At 35.0% G+C, this 23,125-nt stretch carries 22 protein-coding genes, 1 pseudogene and 1 CRISPR repeat array; of the genes and pseudogenes, 22 read left to right on the top strand and 1 reads right to left on the bottom strand.

The window, feature by feature from the left end; genetic code table 11:
- The first annotated feature begins 407 nt into the window (after positions 1 to 407).
- The 5 genes from cas9 to ndk all read left to right on the top strand — a co-directional run bounded on the left by cas9 (position 408) and on the right by ndk (position 7,784).
- Positions 408 to 4,538, top strand: a complete 4,131-nt coding sequence (gene cas9, locus ACVRZD_RS02950; protein WP_447450248.1) for a type II CRISPR RNA-guided endonuclease Cas9 — start codon at positions 408 to 410, stop codon at positions 4,536 to 4,538.
- A complete protein-coding gene (gene cas1, locus ACVRZD_RS02955) occupies positions 4,520 to 5,386 on the top strand; it encodes a type II CRISPR-associated endonuclease Cas1 (protein ID WP_037626129.1) in 867 nt (288 codons plus the stop codon). Before cas9 ends, cas1 begins: the two co-directional genes overlap by 19 nt.
- Positions 5,383 to 5,727, top strand: coding sequence for a CRISPR-associated endonuclease Cas2 (gene cas2 / locus ACVRZD_RS02960; protein WP_037626131.1), 345 nt, complete (start codon positions 5,383 to 5,385; stop codon positions 5,725 to 5,727). Before cas1 ends, cas2 begins: the two co-directional genes overlap by 4 nt.
- Positions 5,714 to 6,379: a type II-A CRISPR-associated protein Csn2 gene (gene csn2, locus ACVRZD_RS02965; protein WP_155274946.1), complete on the top strand. Its 666-nt coding sequence runs from the start codon at positions 5,714 to 5,716 to the stop codon at positions 6,377 to 6,379. Before cas2 ends, csn2 begins: the two co-directional genes overlap by 14 nt.
- A gap of 101 nt (positions 6,380 to 6,480) precedes the next feature.
- Positions 6,481 to 7,112: direct repeats of the CRISPR family, unit length 36 nt; unit sequence GTTTTAGAGCTGTGTTGTTTTGAATGGTTCCAAAAC.
- A 237-nt stretch (positions 7,113 to 7,349) separates the two neighbouring features.
- Complete coding sequence (ndk, locus tag ACVRZD_RS02970; RefSeq protein WP_037627297.1) at positions 7,350 to 7,784, top strand: nucleoside-diphosphate kinase; 435 nt, start codon at positions 7,350 to 7,352, stop codon at positions 7,782 to 7,784.
- A 45-nt stretch (positions 7,785 to 7,829) separates the two neighbouring features.
- Here ndk and ACVRZD_RS02975 read toward each other — a convergent pair whose 3' ends face one another.
- Positions 7,830 to 8,090 (bottom strand): hypothetical protein, encoded by a 261-nt coding sequence (locus tag ACVRZD_RS02975; RefSeq protein WP_230588979.1) that lies wholly within the window; start codon positions 8,088 to 8,090, stop codon positions 7,830 to 7,832.
- A gap of 417 nt (positions 8,091 to 8,507) precedes the next feature.
- Between ACVRZD_RS02975 and lepA the strand changes: the two genes are divergently transcribed.
- The 17 genes and pseudogenes from lepA (at position 8,508) to ACVRZD_RS03060 (ending at position 23,090) form a co-directional block, all read left to right on the top strand.
- Positions 8,508 to 10,340 (top strand): translation elongation factor 4, encoded by a 1,833-nt coding sequence (lepA, locus tag ACVRZD_RS02980; RefSeq protein WP_037627290.1) that lies wholly within the window; start codon positions 8,508 to 8,510, stop codon positions 10,338 to 10,340.
- A 169-nt stretch (positions 10,341 to 10,509) separates the two neighbouring features.
- Positions 10,510 to 11,361, top strand: coding sequence for a metallophosphoesterase family protein (locus ACVRZD_RS02985; RefSeq protein WP_037627288.1), 852 nt, complete (start codon positions 10,510 to 10,512; stop codon positions 11,359 to 11,361).
- Positions 11,362 to 11,442: 81 nt separating this feature from the next.
- Positions 11,443 to 11,916 (top strand): GNAT family N-acetyltransferase, encoded by a 474-nt coding sequence (locus tag ACVRZD_RS02990; protein ID WP_037627286.1) that lies wholly within the window; start codon positions 11,443 to 11,445, stop codon positions 11,914 to 11,916.
- Between the two features lie 121 nt (positions 11,917 to 12,037).
- A complete protein-coding gene (gene msrB, locus ACVRZD_RS02995; RefSeq protein ID WP_037627284.1) occupies positions 12,038 to 12,481 on the top strand; it encodes a peptide-methionine (R)-S-oxide reductase MsrB in 444 nt (147 codons plus the stop codon).
- Positions 12,482 to 13,129: an HD domain-containing protein gene (locus tag ACVRZD_RS03000; RefSeq protein WP_447450249.1), complete on the top strand. Its 648-nt coding sequence runs from the start codon at positions 12,482 to 12,484 to the stop codon at positions 13,127 to 13,129.
- A 25-nt stretch (positions 13,130 to 13,154) separates the two neighbouring features.
- Positions 13,155 to 13,625: a GNAT family N-acetyltransferase gene (locus ACVRZD_RS03005; RefSeq protein WP_037627281.1), complete on the top strand. Its 471-nt coding sequence runs from the start codon at positions 13,155 to 13,157 to the stop codon at positions 13,623 to 13,625.
- Positions 13,626 to 13,741: 116 nt separating this feature from the next.
- Complete coding sequence (locus ACVRZD_RS03010) at positions 13,742 to 14,902, top strand: Mbeg1-like protein (protein WP_037627279.1); 1,161 nt, start codon at positions 13,742 to 13,744, stop codon at positions 14,900 to 14,902.
- A gap of 115 nt (positions 14,903 to 15,017) precedes the next feature.
- On the top strand, positions 15,018 to 15,872 hold the full coding sequence (locus tag ACVRZD_RS03015; RefSeq protein WP_447450250.1) for an aldo/keto reductase: 855 nt from the start codon (positions 15,018 to 15,020) through the stop codon (positions 15,870 to 15,872).
- A gap of 62 nt (positions 15,873 to 15,934) precedes the next feature.
- Positions 15,935 to 16,111, top strand: a complete 177-nt coding sequence (locus tag ACVRZD_RS03020) for a Rossmann-fold NAD(P)-binding domain-containing protein (RefSeq protein ID WP_155274965.1) — start codon at positions 15,935 to 15,937, stop codon at positions 16,109 to 16,111.
- A 312-nt stretch (positions 16,112 to 16,423) separates the two neighbouring features.
- Positions 16,424 to 16,510: pseudogene (locus ACVRZD_RS03025) on the top strand (alcohol dehydrogenase catalytic domain-containing protein); the annotation flags it as partial.
- A 76-nt stretch (positions 16,511 to 16,586) separates the two neighbouring features.
- The gene (locus ACVRZD_RS03030) at positions 16,587 to 16,763 is read left to right on the top strand and encodes a carboxymuconolactone decarboxylase family protein (protein ID WP_155274964.1); all 177 of its coding nucleotides are present in this window, start codon (positions 16,587 to 16,589) and stop codon (positions 16,761 to 16,763) included.
- 9 nt (positions 16,764 to 16,772) lie between these two features.
- Entirely contained in the window at positions 16,773 to 17,762 is a 990-nt protein-coding gene (locus ACVRZD_RS03035) for an aldo/keto reductase (protein ID WP_037627277.1), read from the top strand.
- Positions 17,763 to 17,854: 92 nt separating this feature from the next.
- A complete protein-coding gene (locus tag ACVRZD_RS03040; protein ID WP_037627275.1) occupies positions 17,855 to 18,868 on the top strand; it encodes a YeiH family protein in 1,014 nt (337 codons plus the stop codon).
- A gap of 108 nt (positions 18,869 to 18,976) precedes the next feature.
- On the top strand, positions 18,977 to 20,158 hold the full coding sequence (locus tag ACVRZD_RS03045; protein WP_037627273.1) for an alpha/beta hydrolase: 1,182 nt from the start codon (positions 18,977 to 18,979) through the stop codon (positions 20,156 to 20,158).
- 18 nt (positions 20,159 to 20,176) lie between these two features.
- Positions 20,177 to 20,791: a hypothetical protein gene (locus ACVRZD_RS03050; RefSeq protein ID WP_037627271.1), complete on the top strand. Its 615-nt coding sequence runs from the start codon at positions 20,177 to 20,179 to the stop codon at positions 20,789 to 20,791.
- Positions 20,792 to 20,937: 146 nt separating this feature from the next.
- The gene (gene pynA / locus ACVRZD_RS03055; RefSeq protein WP_447450254.1) at positions 20,938 to 21,627 is read left to right on the top strand and encodes a pyrimidine 5'-nucleotidase PynA; all 690 of its coding nucleotides are present in this window, start codon (positions 20,938 to 20,940) and stop codon (positions 21,625 to 21,627) included.
- An 89-nt stretch (positions 21,628 to 21,716) separates the two neighbouring features.
- Positions 21,717 to 23,090 carry an NAD-dependent succinate-semialdehyde dehydrogenase gene (locus ACVRZD_RS03060; RefSeq protein ID WP_447450251.1) on the top strand — a complete coding sequence of 458 codons (1,374 nt, stop codon included), beginning with the start codon at positions 21,717 to 21,719 and terminating at the stop codon, positions 23,088 to 23,090.
- Positions 23,091 to 23,125 lie beyond the last annotated feature (35 nt).

Here is a 23,125-nt window from a genome sequence, read left to right on the forward strand (position 1 = left end):
CGCTTGTTTTTTGTATGTAAAGTTGTAAAATAGAATTATAGTTTGATTATTCAAATCAGTAAATAGAAAGCAACAAAAAAGCACCGAATCGGTGCCCACTTTTTCAAGTTGAATACGGATAAACCTTATTTTAACTCGCTATGTTGTTTTGATTGGTTCCAACAAAAATATTATAGCGTTTTCAAAAAGAAAATGCAAGTACTTTTAAAGAAAAAACCTAAAACAAAATGCACTAAAACTAAGATATAACCAAAGGTTAATGTTATTTTAACAAAAATTCTTTTCTATGGATAGTTTTGAAGTTGAAAAAAAAAACAAAATAATGGTAAAATATTGTTATATCTTAAGGTTGCATAAAATAAGATATAGAGTGCTAAAACTAAAAAATATAATAAAGGAGTTATCATATGAACAAACCTTATTCTATCGGACTTGACGTTGGTACGAACAGTGTTGGATGGTCCGTTATAACAGATGATTATAAAGTTCCTTCAAAGACTTTTAAAGTTTTAGGGAATACTGGTAGAGAACAAATAAAGAAAAACATGATTGGAGTACTTTTATTTGATAATGGGGAAACAGCTGAATTTCGACAACTTAAAAGAACAACTAGAAGGAGATACACTAGAAGAAAAAACCGGATAAAATACTTACAAAGTATTTTTTCTGAAGAAGTATCAAAGGTAGATGATTCATTTTTTCAACGACTAACTGATTCTTTTTTAGTTCCCGAAGAAAAACAAGGAGATAGTCATCCTATTTTCGGTAATCTAAAAGAGGAGATTAAATATCATGAAAAATATCCAACAATTTATCATTTAAGAAAAGATTTAGCTGATAGTGATCAAAAGGCAGACCTAAGATTAATATATTTAGCACTTGCACATATTATAAAATATAGAGGACATTTTTTAATAGAAGGAGACTTAGACTCTGAAAATATTGATGTACCAGAATTGTTTTTTAATTTAGTAGATATATATAATCATTCTGTTGAAGATGATTTTGTAAAAATTAATTCTCTAGATATTGTCAGATTATTAACTGAAAAAACAAGTAAATCAAAAAGATTAGAAAGTCTAATTTCGAAAATTCCAAACCAAAAGAAAAACTCCTTTTTCGGAAATCTAATTGCATTATCATTAGGATTAACACCGAATTTTAAAACGACTTTTGGGCTACCTGAGGATGCTAAACTTCAAATTTTGAAGGATAGTTATGATGAAGAACTTGATAGTCTTTTGCTTCAAATTGGTGACCAATTTGCAGATTTATTTATTGCAGCAAAAAAACTATCGGATGCTATTCTGCTTTCCGATATCCTAACTGTTAAAGGAGAAAGCACAAAAGCACCTTTATCAGCATCAATGGTTAAACGATATAAAGATCATCATGAAGATTTGATGGTATTAAAAGGTTTAGTAAAAAATAACCTTCCTGATAAATATGAAGAAATTTTTTACAATAAAGAAAAAAATGGTTACTCTGGTTATGTTGATGGGCAAACTACTCAAGAGGAGTTTTATAAATATATTAAACCTATCTTATTGAAGTTAGATGGAGCTGAAAAACTCCTTACAAAACTTGAACGAGAAGACTTATTAAGAAAACAAAGAACGTTTGACAATGGTTCAATTCCTCATCAATTGCATCTTAATGAGCTGAATGCTATTATTAGACGACAAGAAAAATTCTACCCATTCTTGAAAATTAATAAAGAGAAAATAGAAAAGTTATTTACTTTCAAAATACCATATTACGTTGGTCCACTATCAAATGGAAATAGCCCATTTGCATGGCTGAAACGCAATTCTGACGAATCTATAACGCCTTGGAATTTCGATGAAATAGTTGACAAAGAGGCTTCCGCTAAATTTTTCATTGAAAAAATGACAAGTTTTGATACCTATCTCCCTAGTGAAAAAGTTCTTCCAAAGCATAGCCTTGTTTATGAAATGTTTAATGTCTATAATGAACTGACCAAAGTTAAATATCAAGCTGAAGGTATGAGAAAACCTGAATTTTTAACAGCAAAACAAAAAGAAGATATAGTTGAACTCTTGTTTAAACAAGAAAGGAAAGTTAATCTAAAGTTACTAAAAGAAAAATATTTTAGAAATATAGAATGTATTGATTCTGTTGAGATTTTTGGTATTGAGAATACTTTTAATGCCTCATTAGGTACTTATCATGATCTATTGAAAATTATTAAAGATAAAACTTTTCTAGATAATAGGGAAAATGAGAAAATTTTGGAAGATATCGTAAAAACTTTAACTCTATTTGAAGATGAGAAAATGATTGAAAAACGTCTGACAAAATATTCGAATATTTTTGATAAATCAGTTCTAAAAAAATTGAAAAAGCGTCATTATACAGGGTGGGGGCGCTTATCTCTAAAATTAATTAATGGTATCGTTGATAGACAAACTGGGAAGTCTATTCTTCAGTTTTTGAAAGATGATGGCAAAGCCAATCGTAATTTTATGCAATTAATTAATGATTCCTCATTAGATTTTGCAGAGTTGATAAGGGGGGCACAAGAAAAGAATATTAAAAGTGAGAAAATTGAAGATACAGTAGCGAATTTAGTCGGAAGTCCTGCAATTAAAAAAGGAATTTTACAAAGTGTTAAAATTGTAGATGAAATTGTCAAGGTAATGGGACAAAATCCTACAAATATTGTTATCGAGATGGCACGGGAAAACCAGTCAACTAAAAAAGGGGTAAATAATTCTCGTGAAAGACTCCGTAAAATAACAGATATCCATAAAAATCTTGGTAGTGATATTTTGAAAAAAATTAATGATAATATAGATAACAATAAATTACAAAGTGATAGAGTTTATCTATATCTTTTACAAGACGGGATAGATATGTATACAGGTGATCCCTTAGAATATGATAATTTAAGTCAATATGATATTGACCACATCATTCCGCAAAGTTTTATTAAAGACAATTCAATTGATAATATGGTATTGACTACTCAAGCCGCAAATAGAGGTAAGTCTGACAATGTACCAAGTCTTAAAATCGCAAGAAAAATGAAGTTCTATTGGAAAAAGCAATTAAAATGTGGAGCCATTTCACAACGAAAATTTGACAATTTAACTAAAATTGAAAGGGGGGGCTTAACTGAAAATGATAAAGCAGGCTTCATTAAACGTCAGCTTGTAGAAACAAGACAAATTATAAAACATGTAGCTCAAATTTTAGATAACCGTTTTAATAATATTCCAAATAATGAAACTAATAAAAAACATAATGTAAAAATAATAACTTTGAAATCAAAAATGGTATCAGATTTTCGCAAAGATTTCGGGCTTTATAAGGTTCGAGAAATAAATGATTACCATCATGCTCACGATGCGTATCTCAATGCTGTTGTGGGAACAGCTATCTTAAAAAAATATCCTAATCTGGAAGCTGAATTTGTTTATGGAGATTTTAAACATTACGATTTGGCTAATTTGGTAACTAAATCTGACCCATCGTTAGGTAAGGCAACTGCAAAAATGTTTTTTTATTCCAATATAATGAACTTTTTTAAAAGAGAAATTAGATTAGCTGATGATACTGTGATCACAAGACCAAATATTGAAATTAATACAGAAACTGGAGAAATTGTCTGGAATAAAGATAACGATATAAAAACTATTCAAAAAGTTTTATCCTATCCACAAGTCAATGTTGTTAAGAAGCCAGAAATTCAAACAGGTGGTTTTACAAAAGAATCTATCCTGTCAAAAGGTGATTCTGATAAATTAATAGCACGCAAGAAAGCATGGGATACAAAAAAATATGGTGGATTTGCTAGTCCAGTTGTCGCTTATTCAGTATTTGTAGTTGCGAAAGTAGCAAAAGGTAAGAAAAAAACCTTAAAAACAGTGAAAGAGATTGTTGGAATTACAATCATGGAACAAAATGAATTTGAAAAAAACCAAATTGCTTTTCTTAAAAAAAGAGGCTATCAAGAAATTAAAGAAAATTTCATAATTAAATTACCTAAGTTTAGTTTATTTGAACTAGAAAATGGAAGAAGACGCCTTTTAGCAAGTGCCAAAGAATTACAAAAAGGAAATGAATTAGCTTTACCAAGTAAATATGTTAATTTCTTATATTTAGCATCTCGTTACACAAAATTTACTGGTAAAGAAGAAGACAGAGAAAAGCAAAGACATTTTGTTGATAGTCATTTATATTATTTCGACGAAATTATGAAAATTATTGAAGGATTTTCTAAACGATATTTATTATCAGATAAGAATTTGGAAAAAATAATTAAACTTTATAATGAAAAAAATCAATTTACAATTGAGGAACAAGCAATCAATATGTTGAATCTTTTTACTTTTACAAAATTAGGTGCACCAGCCTCCTTTAAGTTCTTTGGTGTTGATATTGATCGAAAACGATATATTTCAACGACTGAAATTCTTGATAGTGTATTAATCCAACAATCAATAACTGGTTTGTATGAAACACGTCTTGATTTACGTAAATTAGGAGAAGAAATATGGGATGGCGAACAGTAGTTGTTAATACACATTCAAAATTATCCTATAAAAATAATCACTTGATTTTTAAAGATGCTTCTCAGACAGAAATGATTCATCTGTCTGAGATTGACATCTTGCTTTTGGAAACTACGGATATCATATTGTCAACAATGTTAGTTAAACGTCTTATTGATGAAAATATTTTAGTGATTTTTTGCGACGATAAACGATTACCGACAGCCATGTTAACACCTTTTTATGGTAGGCATGATTCGAGTTTACAATTGACCCGCCAAATTTCCTGGAAAGAAGAGTTAAAAGCTGAAGTATGGACGGAAATTATTGCTCAAAAAATTTTGAACCAAAGTTATTTTTTGGGGGCTTGTGGCTATTTTGAGAAATCACAGTCAATTATAGATTTATATAATGGCTTAGAATGTTTTGATCCAAGTAATCGTGAAGGACATGCCGCTAGAATATATTTCAATACATTGTTTGGGAATGATTTTTCAAGAGAGCAATCGAGTGATATAAATGCTGGTTTAGACTATGGGTATACTTTGTTGCTCAGTCTGTTTGCACGTGAGTTAGTTGTTTCAGGGTGTATGACTCAATTTGGCTTAAAGCATTCTAATCAGTTTAATCAATTTAACTTTGCAAGTGATATAATGGAACCTTTTCGTCCAATCATTGATAAAATTGTCTATGAAAATCGACAATCTAGTTTTTTAAAAATAAAACGTCAACTATTCGCAATTTTCTATGAAACATATACTTATAATAATAAAGAGATGTATTTATCAAATATCGTTAGTGATTATACAAAGAAGGTTGTGAAATCACTTAATAATGAGGGGAAAGGAGTTCCTGAATTTAGGATATGAGTTACCGTTATATGCGAATGATATTAATGTTTGATTTGCCAACTGATACAACTGAAGAACGAAAAGCCTATCGAAAATTTAGGAAATTTTTATTAAGCGAAGGCTTTATTATGCATCAATTTTCAGTCTATAGTAAACTCTTATTAAATAACTCTGCAAATAATGCAATGATTGATAGACTCCAGGAAAATAATCCCCAAAAAGGGAATATTACACTTTTGACTGTAACAGAGAAGCAGTTTGCCAGAATGCTTTACTTGCATGGGGAACGAAATGCTTGTCTTGCTAATTGTGATAAAAGACTCATATTCTTAGGGGAGGATTATGATGCTGAAAATTAATTTTCCAATTTTAGATAATCCAATTGATTTGAATAATGGGACAATTTTAGTTATTGAAGATGTGACAGTATTTTCGTCTGTGATTAGGGAACTTTACCTCTACAAGGAGGATTCAAGTTTAAAACTATTTGATAATAAACTCAGATCACTTAAAGAGTCTGAGATAATGCTTGTTACTGATATTCTTGGGTATGATGTTAATGCGCCAGCAATTCTAAAATTAATTCATTCTGATTTGGAAAACCAACTGAATGAAAAACCAGAAGTCAAATCTATGATTGACAAGTTAGTTGCCACCATTACGGAATTATTAGTATTTGAATGCCTAGAAAATGAACTAGATTTAGAGTATGATGAAATTACATTGTTGGAATTAATTAAAGCATTAGGAATAAAAATTGAAACGCAGAGTGATACGATTTTTGAAAAATGCTTTGAAATATTACAGGTATATCATTATTTAAGTAAGAAAAAACTACTTGTATTTATTAATGTTGGTTCTTATCTAACTAGAGAAGAGTATGAGAAATTACTTGAATATATTCATCTGTCACAACTGACAGTATTATTTTTAGAATCTAGAAAAGTTTATGAATTTCCACAATATGTACTAGACCATGATTATTTTCTGATATCTGAAAATATGGTATAATAGTAGTAAGGAAAGCTATTAAATAAGGAATCATTAAAACTGAAGTCATGCTGAGATAAATGGCGCGATTACGAAATTTTGTAGAAAAAAATATTCTACGAGTTTTAGAGCTGTGTTGTTTTGAATGGTTCCAAAACGGTGTTCAGAGGTGGTCAGTGGATTTATGTGTTTTAGAGCTGTGTTGTTTTGAATGGTTCCAAAACTTTAGAGGATTCTTTAGTAAAAAATAGCTTGGTTTTAGAGCTGTGTTGTTTTGAATGGTTCCAAAACCAATTCCTTTATCTAAAGTTACTCGAACTAGTTTTAGAGCTGTGTTGTTTTGAATGGTTCCAAAACAGTCCACAAAAACTGCCCTGATGGCACACTGTTTTAGAGCTGTGTTGTTTTGAATGGTTCCAAAACGATGTAAACATGGCTAGTTTACCATCAAAGGGTTTTAGAGCTGTGTTGTTTTGAATGGTTCCAAAACTGATAGATTTGTCTCAAGAATTCATCATAGGTTTTAGAGCTGTGTTGTTTTGAATGGTTCCAAAACTGCTATTGAGCAGCGATTCAAAGTTCTAGGGTTTTAGAGCTGTGTTGTTTTGAATGGTTCCAAAACTAATCCTAATTTTAACGTCATCAAGTACATGTTTTAGAGCTGTGTTGTTTTGAATGGTTCCAAAACAATTAGGAGAGAGAGAAGAGGTTTTACTCTGTTTTAGAGCTGTGTTGTTTTGAGTGGTTCCAAAACAGCAGAGAAAAACTTTGTTTCAGTCTTTTTGTTTTAGAGCTGTGTTGTTTTGAGTGGTTGTTTCCTTGTCTTTTTCTCAATCTATGAGTGTGTATTTGGTGGCCTGTGTTTGCTTGCGAGAAGGTCTCTAAAGTAGGGTTGTTGCCGAAATGGGAGTTCTTGTATTTAGTGGTTTGTCATGTTAGAATAAAGAAGTGTTAGTTTTTGAAATCTGTCATTAATGAAAAAGAGGTAGCTATGGAGAAAACATTTTTTATGATTAAACCTGATGGGGTTGAACGTGGTTTAATTGGTCAAGTTTTGTATCGTATTGAGCGTCGTGGTTTTCGTCTTGAGAAATTAGAGCTTTGTCAGGCTAGTTCAGATTTACTAAGGCAACATTATAGTGCGCTGGTCGATAAACCTTTCTATCCTGAGTTAGAAGCTTATATGACAAAGGGACCTATTTTAATTGGGATTATTTCAGGCAATCGTGTTGTTTCGTCTTGGCGTATGATGATGGGTGTTACAAATCCTAAGGATGCTTTGCCGGGTAGTATTCGTTGTGACTTTGCTCAGGCTCCCGGTGATGATGGCGGGATTGAAAATGTGGTCCACGGTTCTGATTCTCCTGAAGCAGCGCTTAGAGAGATTGACTTGTGGTTTGGTAACCATGAGTTAGATCATAAATAAAAAATAGTCAGCTTGGCGATTCCTAAAAACGGAACGAACAAGCGACTATTCTTTTTTTGTATCTAGTTTAGGTAAGTAAAGGGACTCAAGTTTAAGACGGTCCTGATAGGCTTCATCTTTAGTTTGACGTAACGGTCCTCGATGATGTTGCCCCTTAACACAAATTCTAGCGATATAACCTTTGTGATGTTTGTAGACCCCTTTGTAACCGGTGGTGTTATTTTTATTTTTCCGGTTAGTGAACATGTCCATTACAATACCGTTAACATAGGTTTTCTTTTGATTTAATGAACTTAAGTTTGTCATACGGGTGTCTTTATGGAGACAGCCACAAGAACGTGTTTTTCCACGTCTCAATAGGGAAGTATATGTTTCTATGAGTTTGCCACAGTCACATTGGCAAATATAGACAAATTCATTATTACCCGCTCTTTTATCAGTTTTTTTTAGAACGGATAGCCGACCAAATCTCTCTCCCGTGAGATTTAATTGTTTCATATATAATATAATAACACAAATAATCTTAATAGAGTTAATTGGATTATTAAGTTTTGATGTCATATTTTTATAAAATTAAAGAAAACATTCGTCTTAATGGAAGACAAAAACTGAAAAGTATTAAGAAAAGTAGCTAGCTTTTTCTTTGATAACTTATATATATAGCGAGAAGGTGACTTTTCTGATATAATATAATGAATTGAAAAATGTGTATAGGAAATGATAATGAACAGTCAAGAACTTAAAAATCGTCAAGAGAAAATTCGAAATTTCTCAATTATTGCCCATATTGATCACGGGAAATCAACACTAGCTGACCGTATTCTCGAAAAAACAGAAACTGTTTCAAGTCGTGAAATGCAAGCTCAATTACTTGATTCAATGGATTTAGAGCGTGAACGTGGGATTACCATCAAATTAAATGCGATTGAATTAAATTATACAGCTAAAGATGGAGAAACTTATATTCTTCATTTAATTGACACTCCAGGACACGTCGACTTTACCTATGAGGTATCTCGCTCACTTGCTGCATGTGAAGGAGCAGTCTTAGTCGTTGATGCTGCACAAGGAATCGAAGCACAAACCTTAGCTAATGTGTATTTAGCACTGGATAATGACTTGGAAATTCTGCCAGTCATTAACAAAATTGACTTACCAGCTGCCGATCCAGAACGTGTTCGACAAGAAGTCGAAGATGTGATTGGCTTAGATGCTTCTGAAGCTGTTCTTGCTTCAGCAAAAGCAGGGATTGGTATTGAGGAAATTCTCGAACAAATCGTTGAAAAAGTACCAGCGCCATCAGGAGATGTTGATGCGCCATTACAAGCTCTAGTCTTTGATTCAGTCTATGATGCTTATCGTGGCGTTATTCTCCAAGTTCGTGTGGTCAACGGAATCGTTAAACCTGGTGATAAGATTCAAATGATGTCAAATGGTAAAACATTTGATGTTACAGAAGTTGGAATCTTCACACCTAAAGCTATAGGACGCGAATTTTTAGCAACTGGTGATGTTGGCTATATTGCGGCTTCTATTAAAACAGTGGCCGACACACGAGTTGGGGATACTGTGACACTAGCAACAAACCCTGCAAGTGAGGCCTTAGCAGGCTATAAGCAGATGAATCCAATGGTTTTCGCAGGTCTTTACCCAATTGAATCAAATAAATACAACGATTTACGCGAAGCCTTAGAGAAATTACAGCTTAATGATGCCAGTTTGCAATTTGAACCAGAAACCTCCCAAGCCCTAGGCTTTGGTTTTCGTTGTGGTTTCTTAGGCTTACTCCACATGGATGTAATCCAAGAACGTTTGGAACGTGAATTCAATATTGACTTGATTATGACAGCGCCATCGGTTATTTACCATATTAATACGACTGATGGTGAGATGGTTGAAGTTTCTAATCCGTCAGAATTCCCAGACCCAACAAAAGTGGAAAGTATAGAAGAGCCTTATGTTAAGGCACAAATTATGGTTCCGCAGGACTATGTTGGGGCAGTTATGGAGTTAGCCCAACGTAAACGTGGCGATTTTGTGACAATGGATTATATTGATGATAATCGCGTTAATGTGATTTACCAAATCCCACTTGCCGAGATTGTCTTTGATTTCTTTGATAAATTAAAATCATCAACAAAAGGTTATGCAAGTTTTGACTATGAAATTTCTGAATACAGAAAATCACAATTAGTTAAAATGGATATTCTTCTTAATGCCGATAAAGTAGATGCACTCAGCTTTATTGTTCATAGAGAGTTTGCTTATGAACGTGGTAAATTAATTGTTGAGAAATTGAAGAAAATCATTCCTCGTCAGCAATTTGAAGTGCCAATTCAAGCGGCCATTGGTCAAAAAATCGTTGCCCGTTCAGATATCAAGGCTCTTCGTAAAAATGTCCTCGCTAAATGTTATGGTGGTGACGTTTCTCGTAAACGTAAGTTACTAGAAAAACAAAAAGCCGGTAAAAAACGAATGAAAGCCATTGGATCGGTTGAAGTTCCACAAGAAGCCTTCCTCAGCGTCCTATCAATGGATGATGATGCTAAGAAATAAATCAAAAAACCTCTTAAGTAATATAAGGCTTAAGAGGTTTTTTGAATAATCTTTTTCCATAATTTTTACTAATAGGTCTATTGTGAAAATCAGATAAATCCTTTTATATAGGACTCAAAATTGATATTTTTTATGTTAAAATTTAATAAGAGAGAATAAGGAGGTAACAGTGACAAAGAAAATCGCATTGATTTCTGATATTCATGGAAATTTAACTGCACTTGAAGAAGTCATTTTAGATGCAAAAAAACATGGTGTTTCTGACTTTTGGCTATTAGGTGATTTTATTTTACCAGGTCATGGTGACAAAGATTTGTTAGATTTGATAGTTTCACTTCCAAATACTATTTTCATACGTGGAAATTGGGATGATTCATTTATTGAGGCTATTGAAGGTAAATACGATTTAGACCATCCAACTAATATTTACTTAATGAAACTGAGTCGCTATTTAAAAAACCGTGTAACAAAAAGTGAAATAGAATTTTTAAAAACATTACCAGATCATAAGATAATTGAAGCAGAAGGATTGAAATTTATTGTTATGCATAATTTCCCAGATAAAAACTGGGGAGGGGAATTAGCACATAATGCTAAACAAGAGAATTTTGATAATCTATTTGCTGCTAATAATTGTGATGTTGTCATATATGGGCATATCCACATGCAAGTTCTCCGTTATGGTAAAGATGGTCAACTAATTATTAATCCAGGTTCTGTTGGGTCACCTTATAATCTGCTTGATGAATTTAAAAAAGACCTGAGAGCTCATTATGCAATACTAGACATCGATGACTTTGGAATTACACCTATATTTAGAAAGATTCCGTATTCAATTGAGCAAGAATTGAATCGTGCTAAAGAAAAAGGTTTGCCTTTTTTAAAGCTGTATGAAAAATTAATTAGGCTTGGAATAAGTAGTACACATGATTCAGAAGCTCTAGAAGAAATAATTGAAAAAGAATCCTATTTGTCTGATGTTAATGACTTCTTAAAAGAACTAAGGAACACAGAGAATTAATTTCTTCAATTATTGCAATCCTTTATATTTAGAAAATTAGTAGCAAAATTTGAAAAATGCAAATAATCTGAAAGGGAAATTATGATCTCTATTATTTATTCTGAGGATAGTTTAGTAAATAAGCAGGTTGCATCTGAAGTTTTGCATACCTTGCCTGAATGGTTTGGAATTGAAGAGTCTACGCAAACTTATATTGAATCTGCTAGTACTGAACCATGTCTTATTGCATACGAGAATGATGAAATAATAGGTTTTATATCAATTTATGAATCAAATGATTTTCTAGAAATTGATGCGATGGGAGTGAAATCTAAATACCATCAGCGAGGAGTAGGCAGACAGTTAATAACTAATTTAATTGAATATGCAAGACTTAATAACTACTCGAAAATTGTTGTTAAAACATTGTCTGATAAACATCCTGATGAAAACTATAGATTAACAAGATTGTTTTATCAGAAGTTGGGGTTTGTTAATAAAAGAGAACTTATTATTTGGGGAGAAAAGTTGCCATGCACTGAAATGGAGTTAGAAATAAATCAAAAAACCTCTTAAGTAATATAAGGCTTAAGAGTTTTTTTAATAAACAAACATTAGCGGATAAACTTCATTTTTCAACTAATACTAAAAGTTTGTTACAATAGATAAAAGAAATTGTTCAAAGGAGAATTGTAATATGTCGAATTCAAACGACCTTGAAAAACGCATTGGTAAGCTTGCTTTTGAGGTGACTCAAAATGGGGCTACTGAGCCAGCTTTTACTGGTCAATATGATAACTTTTTTGAAAAAGGAATCTATGTGGACATTGTAAGTGGCCAAGTTCTCTTTTCATCCTTAGATAAGTTCAATTCCGGATGCGGTTGGCCAGCTTTTACAAAGCCTGTAGAAAATCGTTCGGTGACACACCACGATGATTCTTCATATGGTATGAGACGTATTGAGATACGAAGCAAGGAAGCTAATTCTCATCTGGGTCACGTTTTTAATGATGGTCCTAGGGATAAGGGTGGCTTACGGTATTGTATCAACTCGGCTGCTCTGCAATTCATTCCTTACAAGGAAATGGCAGAAAAAGGCTATGGCGACTACTTAGAGTTATTTGATGGTGAGGAAGACTAAATGGATAATGCAGTCATTCTTCAAGAAGCAAGGGAGTGGGTGAAGGCTAAACTTGATGGTGAGTCTAGTGGTCATGATTGGTGGCATATTGTTCGCGTTACAAATACTGCAAAAACAATTGCTGAGGTGGAACACGCGGATATTTTTATCTGCCAACTCGCTGCACTTTTGCATGATATGGCCGATGAAAAATTAAATCCTGATCCCAAATCTGCTAGACAAGACATTATCACTTGGTTGGAAGCACATGCAGTGGATACTCGGACCCGTCAAAAGATTCTTTATATCATTGATAATATGTCGTTTAAAGGTGGCCACGGGATACCTCTTGAAACTATTGAAGGAAGAGTGGTCCAAGATGCTGATCGCCTCGATGCTATAGGGGCCATTGGGATTGCGCGTTGTATGGCCTACTCTGGATACAAAGGGCGCTTGATTCATGATCCTAATATGCAACCTCGTCAAGACTTAAGTCCAGAAGAATACCGAAATGGTCAAGATACAGCCATCATGCATTTTTATGAAAAGTTGCTTAAATTAAAAGAGTTAATGAACACCTCTTATGGCCGTAAAATGGCCGAGCAAAGGCACCAATTTTTATTAGATTATCTAGAGCAGTTCTATGCTGAATGGGACGGACTGCGTTAGCTTTTAGAGTTTTAAGGAGGAGAGAATGATTCGCTTAGCTGAAAAATCAGATATACCTGCAATATTAGAGCTTTTAAAGTCTATCTGTCAAGTTCATCATCAGGTGCGACCCGATATCTTTAAGGCTGACGCTGGTAAGTTTAATCAAGAAAATTTGCAAGCCATGCTTGGTCATCCTGACAAACCAATATATATCTATAGTGATGAAGAAGGGAAAGTTTTGGGGCATTTATTTTTAGAATATAAAATACCTGACTCACTAGTTAGACAGCCTCATAAATCTCTATATATTGAAGACTTGTGTGTTTCAGAGGGAAGTCGAGGCAAGGGTGTTGGGAAAGCATTAATGGCCTTTGCTGAAAACTTAGCTAGGGAAAATGGTTGCTATAATCTAACCTTGAACGTGTGGAATGCCAATCAAGAAGCCTATGCTTTTTATCAGGATTTGGCATTTACGCCCCAACAAACACAGATGGAGTTGATCCTCAAAGACTAGGTTTTGATAGCTGAATAACCATGAGAAGAAAGCCTTTTGATAAGGCTTTTTCTTTACTTGATTTCTACACGTAACTTATGTAAAATGAACCTTGAAAGTAGAAAGATGGTGATAGTTTGCCCACATTAGTCAATTATATAAATGAAAATAAAGACAAAAGTTTTAAAGAATTCCCTATCAATGAAGTAGATATAGTGGCTATTAATGAGATTGGTTACTTATCCTTTGATGAATTTGTTAAGGAGACTGTTAGCAGTGATCAGCCGATTCATCTTTCTGAATTAATTGTTGATGAGAGTGAGGGATTATTAAACAGTGTCTACAATTATTTAATTACTAAAGAGAGAATAGCTTTATTTCATGCCATCAGAAAATCAAAACGCTTCAAAGGCTTGACCTTATCATCTTATGTCAATGAGGTTAATGTTGAGTTTGAAAGACAGTTTGCTGCCATGGTATTCAAAATTGACAGTATTCATCACACGCAGATTGTTTTTAGAGGAACTGACGATAGTTTAATTGGTTGGAAAGAAGATTTTAAACTAACCTATATGCGAGAAATTCCTGCTCATCGCGCAGCGATTACCTACCTAAAAACTTACCTCAATCAACATCCGACAGATAGCATTATCCTTAGTGGTCATTCAAAGGGTGGGGCGTTAGCATTGTATGCTAGCAGTTTTATTGGTTCATTGTATCAAAAGGCAATTAAGAGAGTTTATTTATTGGATTCTCCAGGGCTGTCTGAAGCCTTAATCAAACTGCCAGGCTATAAAAAGATTAGGCATAAACTAGGGGTCATTCGACCAGAAGAGTCAATTGTCGGGGTCATGCTTTATTGTGATGTCGTTCCAAAAATTGTTAAAAGCAGCGCCATTGGCGTCTTGCAACATAAAACAACGAGTTGGCAGGTTGATGTGACGGGAAAATTTATAACGGTTTCAGAACCAAGTCGTCTTAGTCGCCATTTAGACCTAACGTTTAAAGAATGGACGCATCAATTATCAAAGCAAGAATTGAAAATGATTTGTGATTTGTTTTTTGATGCCGTAATCAGTAGTGGCATTACCAGTCTAAATGCCTTCACCTTTGATGAAAAAGCTTTTATTAGTTTTTTCCATGCATTAAGTGGTCTTCATTCTATTGATCAAGAACATAAAGCCATTCTATTTAAATCAATGAAGCAACTAATTCATGATTACACAGGTATACGTAAACGAGAAGTCTCTGAGAAACTTCACGAGAAAATGGAATCATTATTGAAAAAACGAATCTAAGGAAAGCTCGCTGACTAAAACAAGTTTAAAAGGTTGAATGTGTTTGAAATACGTTTTTTAGTTGACCTATCCCAAGGGCTAAATGCTATAATAATACTAGAACGGAGGTTTACTTATGGTTGCTACATTTAAGATGAACAACGGCTTAAACATACCAGTTTTAGGCTTAGGAACTTGGATGATACCAGATGAAAAAGCAGAATCAGTTGTATCACAAGCTTTGAAATTAGGATACCGTCATATTGATACGGCTCAAGCCTATGGCAATGAAGTTGGTGTTGGTAAAGGTATTTTTGTTTCTGGTATTCCAAGAGAGGAAATTTTCGTTACGAGTAAAGTTGCTGCGGAGCATAAAAACTATCAAGCTGCTGCGGCGTCCATCGATCAGTCACTAAAACAACTAGGCTTAGATTACCTTGATTTAATGATTATTCATAGCCCACAACCATGGAATGAGTGGAGACAATCAGGGAAAACCTATGATAAAGGGAATCTAGAAGTTTGGCGGGCATTAGAGGATGCTCAAACAGCAGGCAAGGTAAAATCAATCGGCGTTTCCAATTTTTTAATGACTGATTTAAAAAATATCTTAAAACATGGTAAAATCAAACCGGTTGTTAATCAAATACTAACACATATCGGTAATACACCATTTGACTTGATTGAATTTTGTCAAAAAGAAACGATATTATTAGAAGCTTACTCTCCAATTGCCCATGGCAAAGCATTACAAAACGCAACAATTATAGAAATGGCTGAAAAATATCACGTATCATCAGCACAATTATGTATCAAGTATGTGATGCAATTGGGTATGGTTGCTTTACCTAAAACTGAAAATCCAAATCATATGTTATCAAATATGGAATATAATTTTACAATTGATAAAAAAGACATGACCATATTAAAAGCAATTAATGTAACGGATTATGGTGAATTCACAAAATACCCCGTATTTAGTGGTAAGTAGAAGTTGAAGTGTTCTTCAACTTTTTTTGTTTTTTCCTTTACTTGGAGTTCACTCTAAAGATTATGATAGAAGAAGTAGGAAAAGTCATTGACAGAGGTGGTAGCGATGGAACTAGTTCTAGTCAATCTGTTTTTAGGATGCTAGCATTAACGCAAGAACAAAATCTTGCCTTAGCCATACCCAATGTAAGTCAATTATTTGCACGGCTATCAATAAGCCACGTGCAAGCAATCATGTAAATGAATAACAGGTCATGGCAGAAGCTGTCAAATGGGGGCGATGAGGCGCCGGTATTAATGCTGTTGCACTGGAGATCATTGTCACACCGCTTATTTTGTATGACTGGCTCTACACTCTTAATTGATAGTGGTGCGACAACTTTCTATTTTTATGGGGCACTTCAACTCAAAGACAACTTGGTGAAATGCCATTTCATTAATCAGCAGATTTGTGGTGTAAAAATGAAATGTTAAATATTGTTAGAGTTTTTATTTGACTTGGAGTCCACTCTAAGGTTTATAATGGACGTATTACTAATAAGGGGAAATGATATGAAAGTAGCAACATTTATTGAAACAGGAAAAATGGAAGTAACTGAATTTCCAATGCCAGTGATTGAAAAAGAAACAGATGCCATTACCTCTGCTCTGGTGCAAGTGAATTTAAAGAACTTGTTACAGATCAAGAATATCAAGCTTTAAATAAATAGAAAGAGTGATTTTATGGCAAAAAAAAACAGTTGGTCGTGATAATTTAGGGGAATTTGCTCCTAAGTTTGCAGAATTAAAGGAAGAAATTTCTGAAATTATTACCCATCTATCATTTTATGTGGGCTGGCTAAAAGCCTGGTCACCCTTTAACAGAGCAAAAGAAATTTGGATAGAAGAATAGGAGAGATTTATGGAATATATTACTTTAGGACAAACTGGGTTAAAAGTGTCACCACTTTGTTTAGGGTGTATGAGTTTTGGTGATCGCAGTAAAGGCTTCCATTCAGGTTGGTTGCTAGATGAAGAAGACAGTCGAAAGATTATCAAGAAGGCCTTAGATATGGGGATTAATTTCTTTGATACAGCTAATACCTATGCGGCTGGCACCAGTGAAGAATATCTGGGTCGCGCTATTCGCGATTTTGCTGATCGTGATGAGATCGTCATTGCCACTAAGGTTTATTTTGGTGATGGGCAGCATCCGGAAAACAGAAATACCCGTGGCCTATCACGCAAGGCAATCTTCACTCAGGTCGAAGCGAGTTTGAAACGCCTTGGCACAGATTACATTGATATTTTATACATTCACCGCTGGGATTATCACACGCCAATTGAAGAAACCATGGCCGCTTTAAATGATTTAGTTCGTGCTGGAAAAGTGCATTACCTTGGGGCATCAGCCATGTACGCTTGGCAATTTCAAAAAGCCCAATATATGGCTGAAAAGAATGGTTGGACCAAATTCTCGGTTATGCAAAATCATTACAATATGCTTTATCGTGAAGATGAACGTGAGATGATTCCTTTCTGTAAGGATTCAGGTGTTGCTTTGGTGCCTTATAGTCCTTTGGCTGCGGGTCGTGTTGTTCGTGATTGGGATGCGGATACAAAACGCAGTAAGACAGATGAAACGGCTAAGTCAAAATATGACAAAACGGAAGACCAGGATAAAGAGATTGTCAAGCAAGTCGCCGTTCTGGCCGAAGAATTAGATGTGTCTCGTGCGCAAGTAGCTCTTGCTTGGTTATGGCAAAAAGGGATTGATGCCCCAATTGTTGGTGTTACCAAGGAAAAATACTTGGATGACTATTTAGGTGCCTTCCAATTGACCTTGACTGATGACCAAATGGCTATGTTAGATCAAGCTTACCTTCCTCACCATATAGTTGGGGCTTTATAATGTAGAAACACTTATCTGACTAGGTAAGTGTTTTTGAGTGATTTTACATTCCATTTGAAAAATCTTATAATAGATTGAGAAAAGGAGTGCTTATGGTACAGTATAAAGAAAAATTGCCTGGTATGTTAGTGTGTCTAGTGATAGCTTTGGTAGCATGGTTTTTAGGCCAAGCCTTTCCAATTATTGGTGGGCCGGTTTTTGGTATCCTTTTGGGGATGGTACTTGCTCTTTTTTATAAGAAACGTGACAGGTCACAAAAGGGGATTGCATTTACCTCCAAGTATATTTTACAAATTGCAGTTGTTTTACTGGGGTTTGGATTAAATTTGATGCAGATTATGAAAGTTGGGATTGAATCCTTACCAATTATTATCTCCACGATTGCAACTGCTTTACTGGTCGCCTATTTCTTACAAAAATGGTTGCAGATTGATGTCAAAACAGCAACTCTGGTAGGCGTTGGTTCCTCAATCTGTGGAGGCTCTGCGATTGCTGCCACAGCACCAGTTATTGAAGCTGAGGATGGTGATATTGCCAAAGCTATTTCAGTTATTTTCTTATTTAATGTCATTGCTGCGCTTATTTTTCCTAGTTTAGGTCAGGTCATTGGTTTATCCAATCATGGCTTTGCGATTTTTGCGGGTACAGCTGTCAATGATACCTCGTCAGTTACAGCTACAGCAGCATCTTGGGATGCCATTCATCAGTCAAATACCTTAGATGGCGCAACGATAATTAAATTGACCCGAACACTTGCTATTATCCCCATTACCTTAGCTTTATCATTCTATCAGGCAAAACAAAAAGGCCATACAGAAGCGCAATTTAGTCTAAAGAAAGCTTTTCCAACCTTTATTCTATATTTCCTACTTGCTTCACTTATAACAACTGTTTTTAGTGTGATGGGACTTGCTCCAGCTCTTTTTGACCAGTTGAAATCTTTATCTAAATTTTTCATTATTATGGCCATGTCAGCTATTGGCTTAAACACCAATATTGTCAAACTTTTTAAAACAGGCGGAAAAGCCATTGTTTTAGGTGCCATTTGTTGGATCGCCATCTCCCTTGTTAGCTTAACAGTGCAAGCTCTTCTAGGGACATGGTAAAAGACCTATGTTTGTCTGTTTTTCAAATTTTTTCTCTATAAGCCTCAAAATTGCAAGACGACAAAAGTTTTGTTAGTCTAGAATAATAAGATGAAATAGGGAGGGAAAATGCAGTATTTAAGAAAGTTTGCTTTTATTCTATTAGAATGTGCTGTGCTAACCTTATTGATTTTTAATTTGGCGACTCTCTTTCCAATTCCTTATTTAGGCTCAGTTGCTAATCACTATACTGTTCCTTATGTCCGGCTTTGGTTACCACTGATGGTCGCTCTCTTTCTTGTCAGTCTATGTTATTCTTTAAAATATAAAACCAGTCGCTGGCATTTGCTAAATGCTATATTGGCAAGCCTCAGTTTGCTTATTGGAGTTTATATTATCATCTCAATTCAAACCAATCTCAATCAACTGGGAGCAGATGTTAGCTTTTTAAGATCCTATCAAGCAGAAGATACCAGTGGTGTTGATGTTACCGTTGAAACCTATGACCAAACAGCCCTAGGTCATGCCAAACTGAATGTTTACCGAGTTGCAGATGGCAAAAGAAATAAACCTGTCCTCATTTTCATTCATGGGGGTGGTTGGATTGCAGGGCATCGCAATTCCCATGCCTACTATTGGAAATCCTTTGCTAAATCGGGTTACGTCGTTGTGAGTTTAGACTATGATTTGTCAAGTAAGCATCGTCATCTCTCAAACGTCACCGAGAAGCAGTTGACAAAAGGCTTCGCCTGGGTTGAGAATCATATTGAGGACTATGGTGGGAACACCAAGAATTTATTTGTTACTGGTGTCTCAGCTGGGGGTAATTTAGCTCTGGAATTGGCCTATAAAATCAACAGTGGCAAGTATCAGTATGCTGATCACACCAAATTACCCAAAATAGATGCTGTCTCTGTCGCTTATCCAGTGGCCGACCCACGAAGCTTTTATGAAAATAGTGATTATGTCAAAGGGGATATTGCCAAGTATATGGTTGTCTCCTATCTTGGTGGTCGACCAGATCAGCTCCCCAAACAATATTCGGCTTTGACCCCCAAGAATTTCATTAGTAATCAGACGTCCCCGACTCTATTGATTTCAGGTGCGCGTGATAGTTTAGTGCCGCAGGAGGCAACCTATGCCTTAGCAGAGCAATTAACGTCAAAAAATATAACCAATAAACTTGTCATTGTCCCTTATACCAACCATGCTTATGACAGAATTGACGGCAATTTAGGGAGTCAAGCCTATCTCAAATTAAGTAAGGATTGGTTTAAGGAAACAATGACCAAAAACAAGTCACCACAATAATAAAACTAAGGAGTAGCCGTGAAAAACTATTTACAAGACCTTCAAACAGAAATTTCCCATTACTTGGAACTATTGTTATCATTAATTTTAACCATTGCATTAATCTTTCTTGCCTTTACACTGATTTCAGATTTACCAGACTTTATGTCTAACAAAGTTGACAATAACCAACTATTTGAAGTGATACTAGGCCATGCCCTAACACTTGCTGTCGGCGTCGAATTAATTAAGATGTTGTCAAAGCCATCACCAGGTACAGTTATTGAAGTGTTGCTATTTGCCCTAACCAGACAAATGATTGTTGATCACCCTAAGATGTTTGATTTCCTCTTGGGAATTATAGCCGTTGCAATTCTCTTTGTCATTCGTCGCTATCTATTTGTCAAGTTTGATGAGTCAATTAGTATTATGGTCCGCGGAAGCCAAAGCTTAAAAATGACAAAGGCCATTGCCCATGTGGTTATTGATGGTCCCAAAGAAGAAAAGCTCCGCGATTATATGGCACGTAAATTGAAAGAAGAAGACCACTCGGTTTCCACTGGTGCAGTCTTAGATCTAGGCCATTTTGCATTGCGGGTTGATAAAATGCGTAATGGGCTGATTACTCGAGTCGAAATTATCAAAGATTTATGATAGCTTTTTTATGACATTCGATTTGGAAATAATTAGAAAAAGCCTTACTGAGGCTTTTTTGTATTAATGAACAATTTTTATGGTTTGAGTAGTTCAAGGGAAATTTGATATAATAGGACAAACTGCAAGAAATGAGAGTATATAATTTGAAAAAAGAGATTCTCCTATTTGATCTTGATCATACCTTAATGGATTTTGATCAGGCAGAAGAAGTGGCCTTGACTGATTTATTAGCCGAGTGTCAGGTGTCAGACATGTCAGCCTACAAGGATTACTATAAACCAATGAATCAGGCTATGTGGAAAAGCCTTGAGAAGAAAGAAATCACCAAACAGGAATTGGTAAATACGCGTTTTGCCAAGTTATTTGACCATTTCGGAAAAGATGTCGATGGACCTTATTTAGCTGAACGCTACCAAGCCCACCTCAAAAACCAAGGGCAAACTTATCCAGGCGCAGCACAACTACTTGCAGACCTAAGATCAGCAGGATATCAGCTCTATGCAGTCACAAATGGAATCACTAAAATCCAAGAAGGACGACTGGTGCACTCTGATATTGGCACTTACTTTGAAAAAGTGTTTATCTCAGAGCAATCAGGCAGTCAGAAACCGGACAGAGCTTTTTATGACTGGATTGCTGCACAAATTCCGGGATTTGATGTGCAAAAAACATTAGCGATTGGAGACAGTCTTACAGCAGATATTCAAGGCGGCCATAATGCTGGTATTGAGACGGTCTGGTATAATCCACAAGGACTTGAAAACCACAGCCCGGCCATGCCGAATTATATTATTTCTGATTATCGTCAATTAAGACGCCTCTTATTAAGCTAATTTTGAAAATGTAAGGATTTCGTAGTAGATTTTTGTAATCGATTCCAAAATCTGTTAGACTTTAAGTAATAATAAAGGAGGCTTTGATTATGGCTTATAAAACAATTTACCCTTATACTAACGAAGTTCTAAATGAATATGAAAACATGACGGAACAAGCATTAGAAGATGTCTTAGAACAAGCACATCTCCTTTATAAAAAATGGCGTCAAGAAGATCATTTGGAAGATCGTAAAAAACAATTACATGAAGTAGCCAATATCCTACGTCGTGACCGTGATAAATATGCTGAAATCATGACTAAAGATATGGGGAAACTCTTCACTGAAGCACAAGGTGAAATTGATCTTTGTGCCGATATTGCTGATTACTATGCAGACAATGCAGATGACTTCTTAAAATCAACTCCATTACAAACTGATACAGGTGACGCTTATTACCTGAAACAAGCTACAGGTGTTGTATTAGCAGTAGAACCATGGAATTTCCCATACTATCAAATCATGCGTGTCTTTGCACCTAACTTTATCGTCGGTAACCCAATGGTTCTCAAACACGCGTCAATCTGTCCACGCTCTGCAGCATCATTCCAAGAGTTAGTAACAGAAGCAGGTGCTGAAGCTGGTAGCTTTACTAACCTTTTTGCATCATATGACCAAGTCTCTAAAATTATTGAAGACAAACGCGTTGTTGGTGTCTGCTTAACAGGTTCTGAACGTGGCGGTGCTTCTATTGCTGAAGTGGCAGGTAAAAACCTTAAGAAAACTACTCTAGAATTAGGTGGCGATGATGCCTTCATTATTCTTGATGATGCAGATTGGGATGAATTAGCCAATGTCCTCTATTTCTCTCGTCTCTACAATGCAGGTCAAGTATGTACCTCTTCTAAACGCTTCATCGTACTTGAAAAAGATTATGACCGTTTCGTTGACTTATTAACAAATACCTTTAAAACAGCTAAATGGGGTGACCCAATGGATCCTGAAACAACACTTGCGCCATTATCATCAGCACAAGCAAAAGAAGATGTATTGAAACAAATTAAATTAGCTTTAGATAACGGTGCGGAGCTTATTTACGGTGGTGAAGCAATTGACCATCCAGGAAACTTTGTGATGCCAACAATCATCTCAGGGATGACAAAAGATAATCCAATTTACTACCAAGAAATCTTTGGGCCAGTCGGTGAAATCTATAAAGTAGCTTCCGAAGAAGAAGCCATTGAAGTAGCCAATGATTCTAATTATGGACTTGGTGGTACAATTTTCAGTAGTAATAAAGAACATGCGGAATCTGTTGCTGCCAAAATTGAGACTGGTATGTCATTTATTAACTCTGCTTGGACTAGCCTACCAGAATTACCATTTGGTGGTATTAAGAATTCAGGTTATGGTCGTGAATTGAGTGAACTTGGTTTCACAGCCTTCGTTAATGAACATTTAGTATATACACCCCAAAAATAAACATGTCAGAATGACACGCAAGGCTTAAAAGGGAT

The organism is Streptococcus hongkongensis (assembly GCF_053206145.1).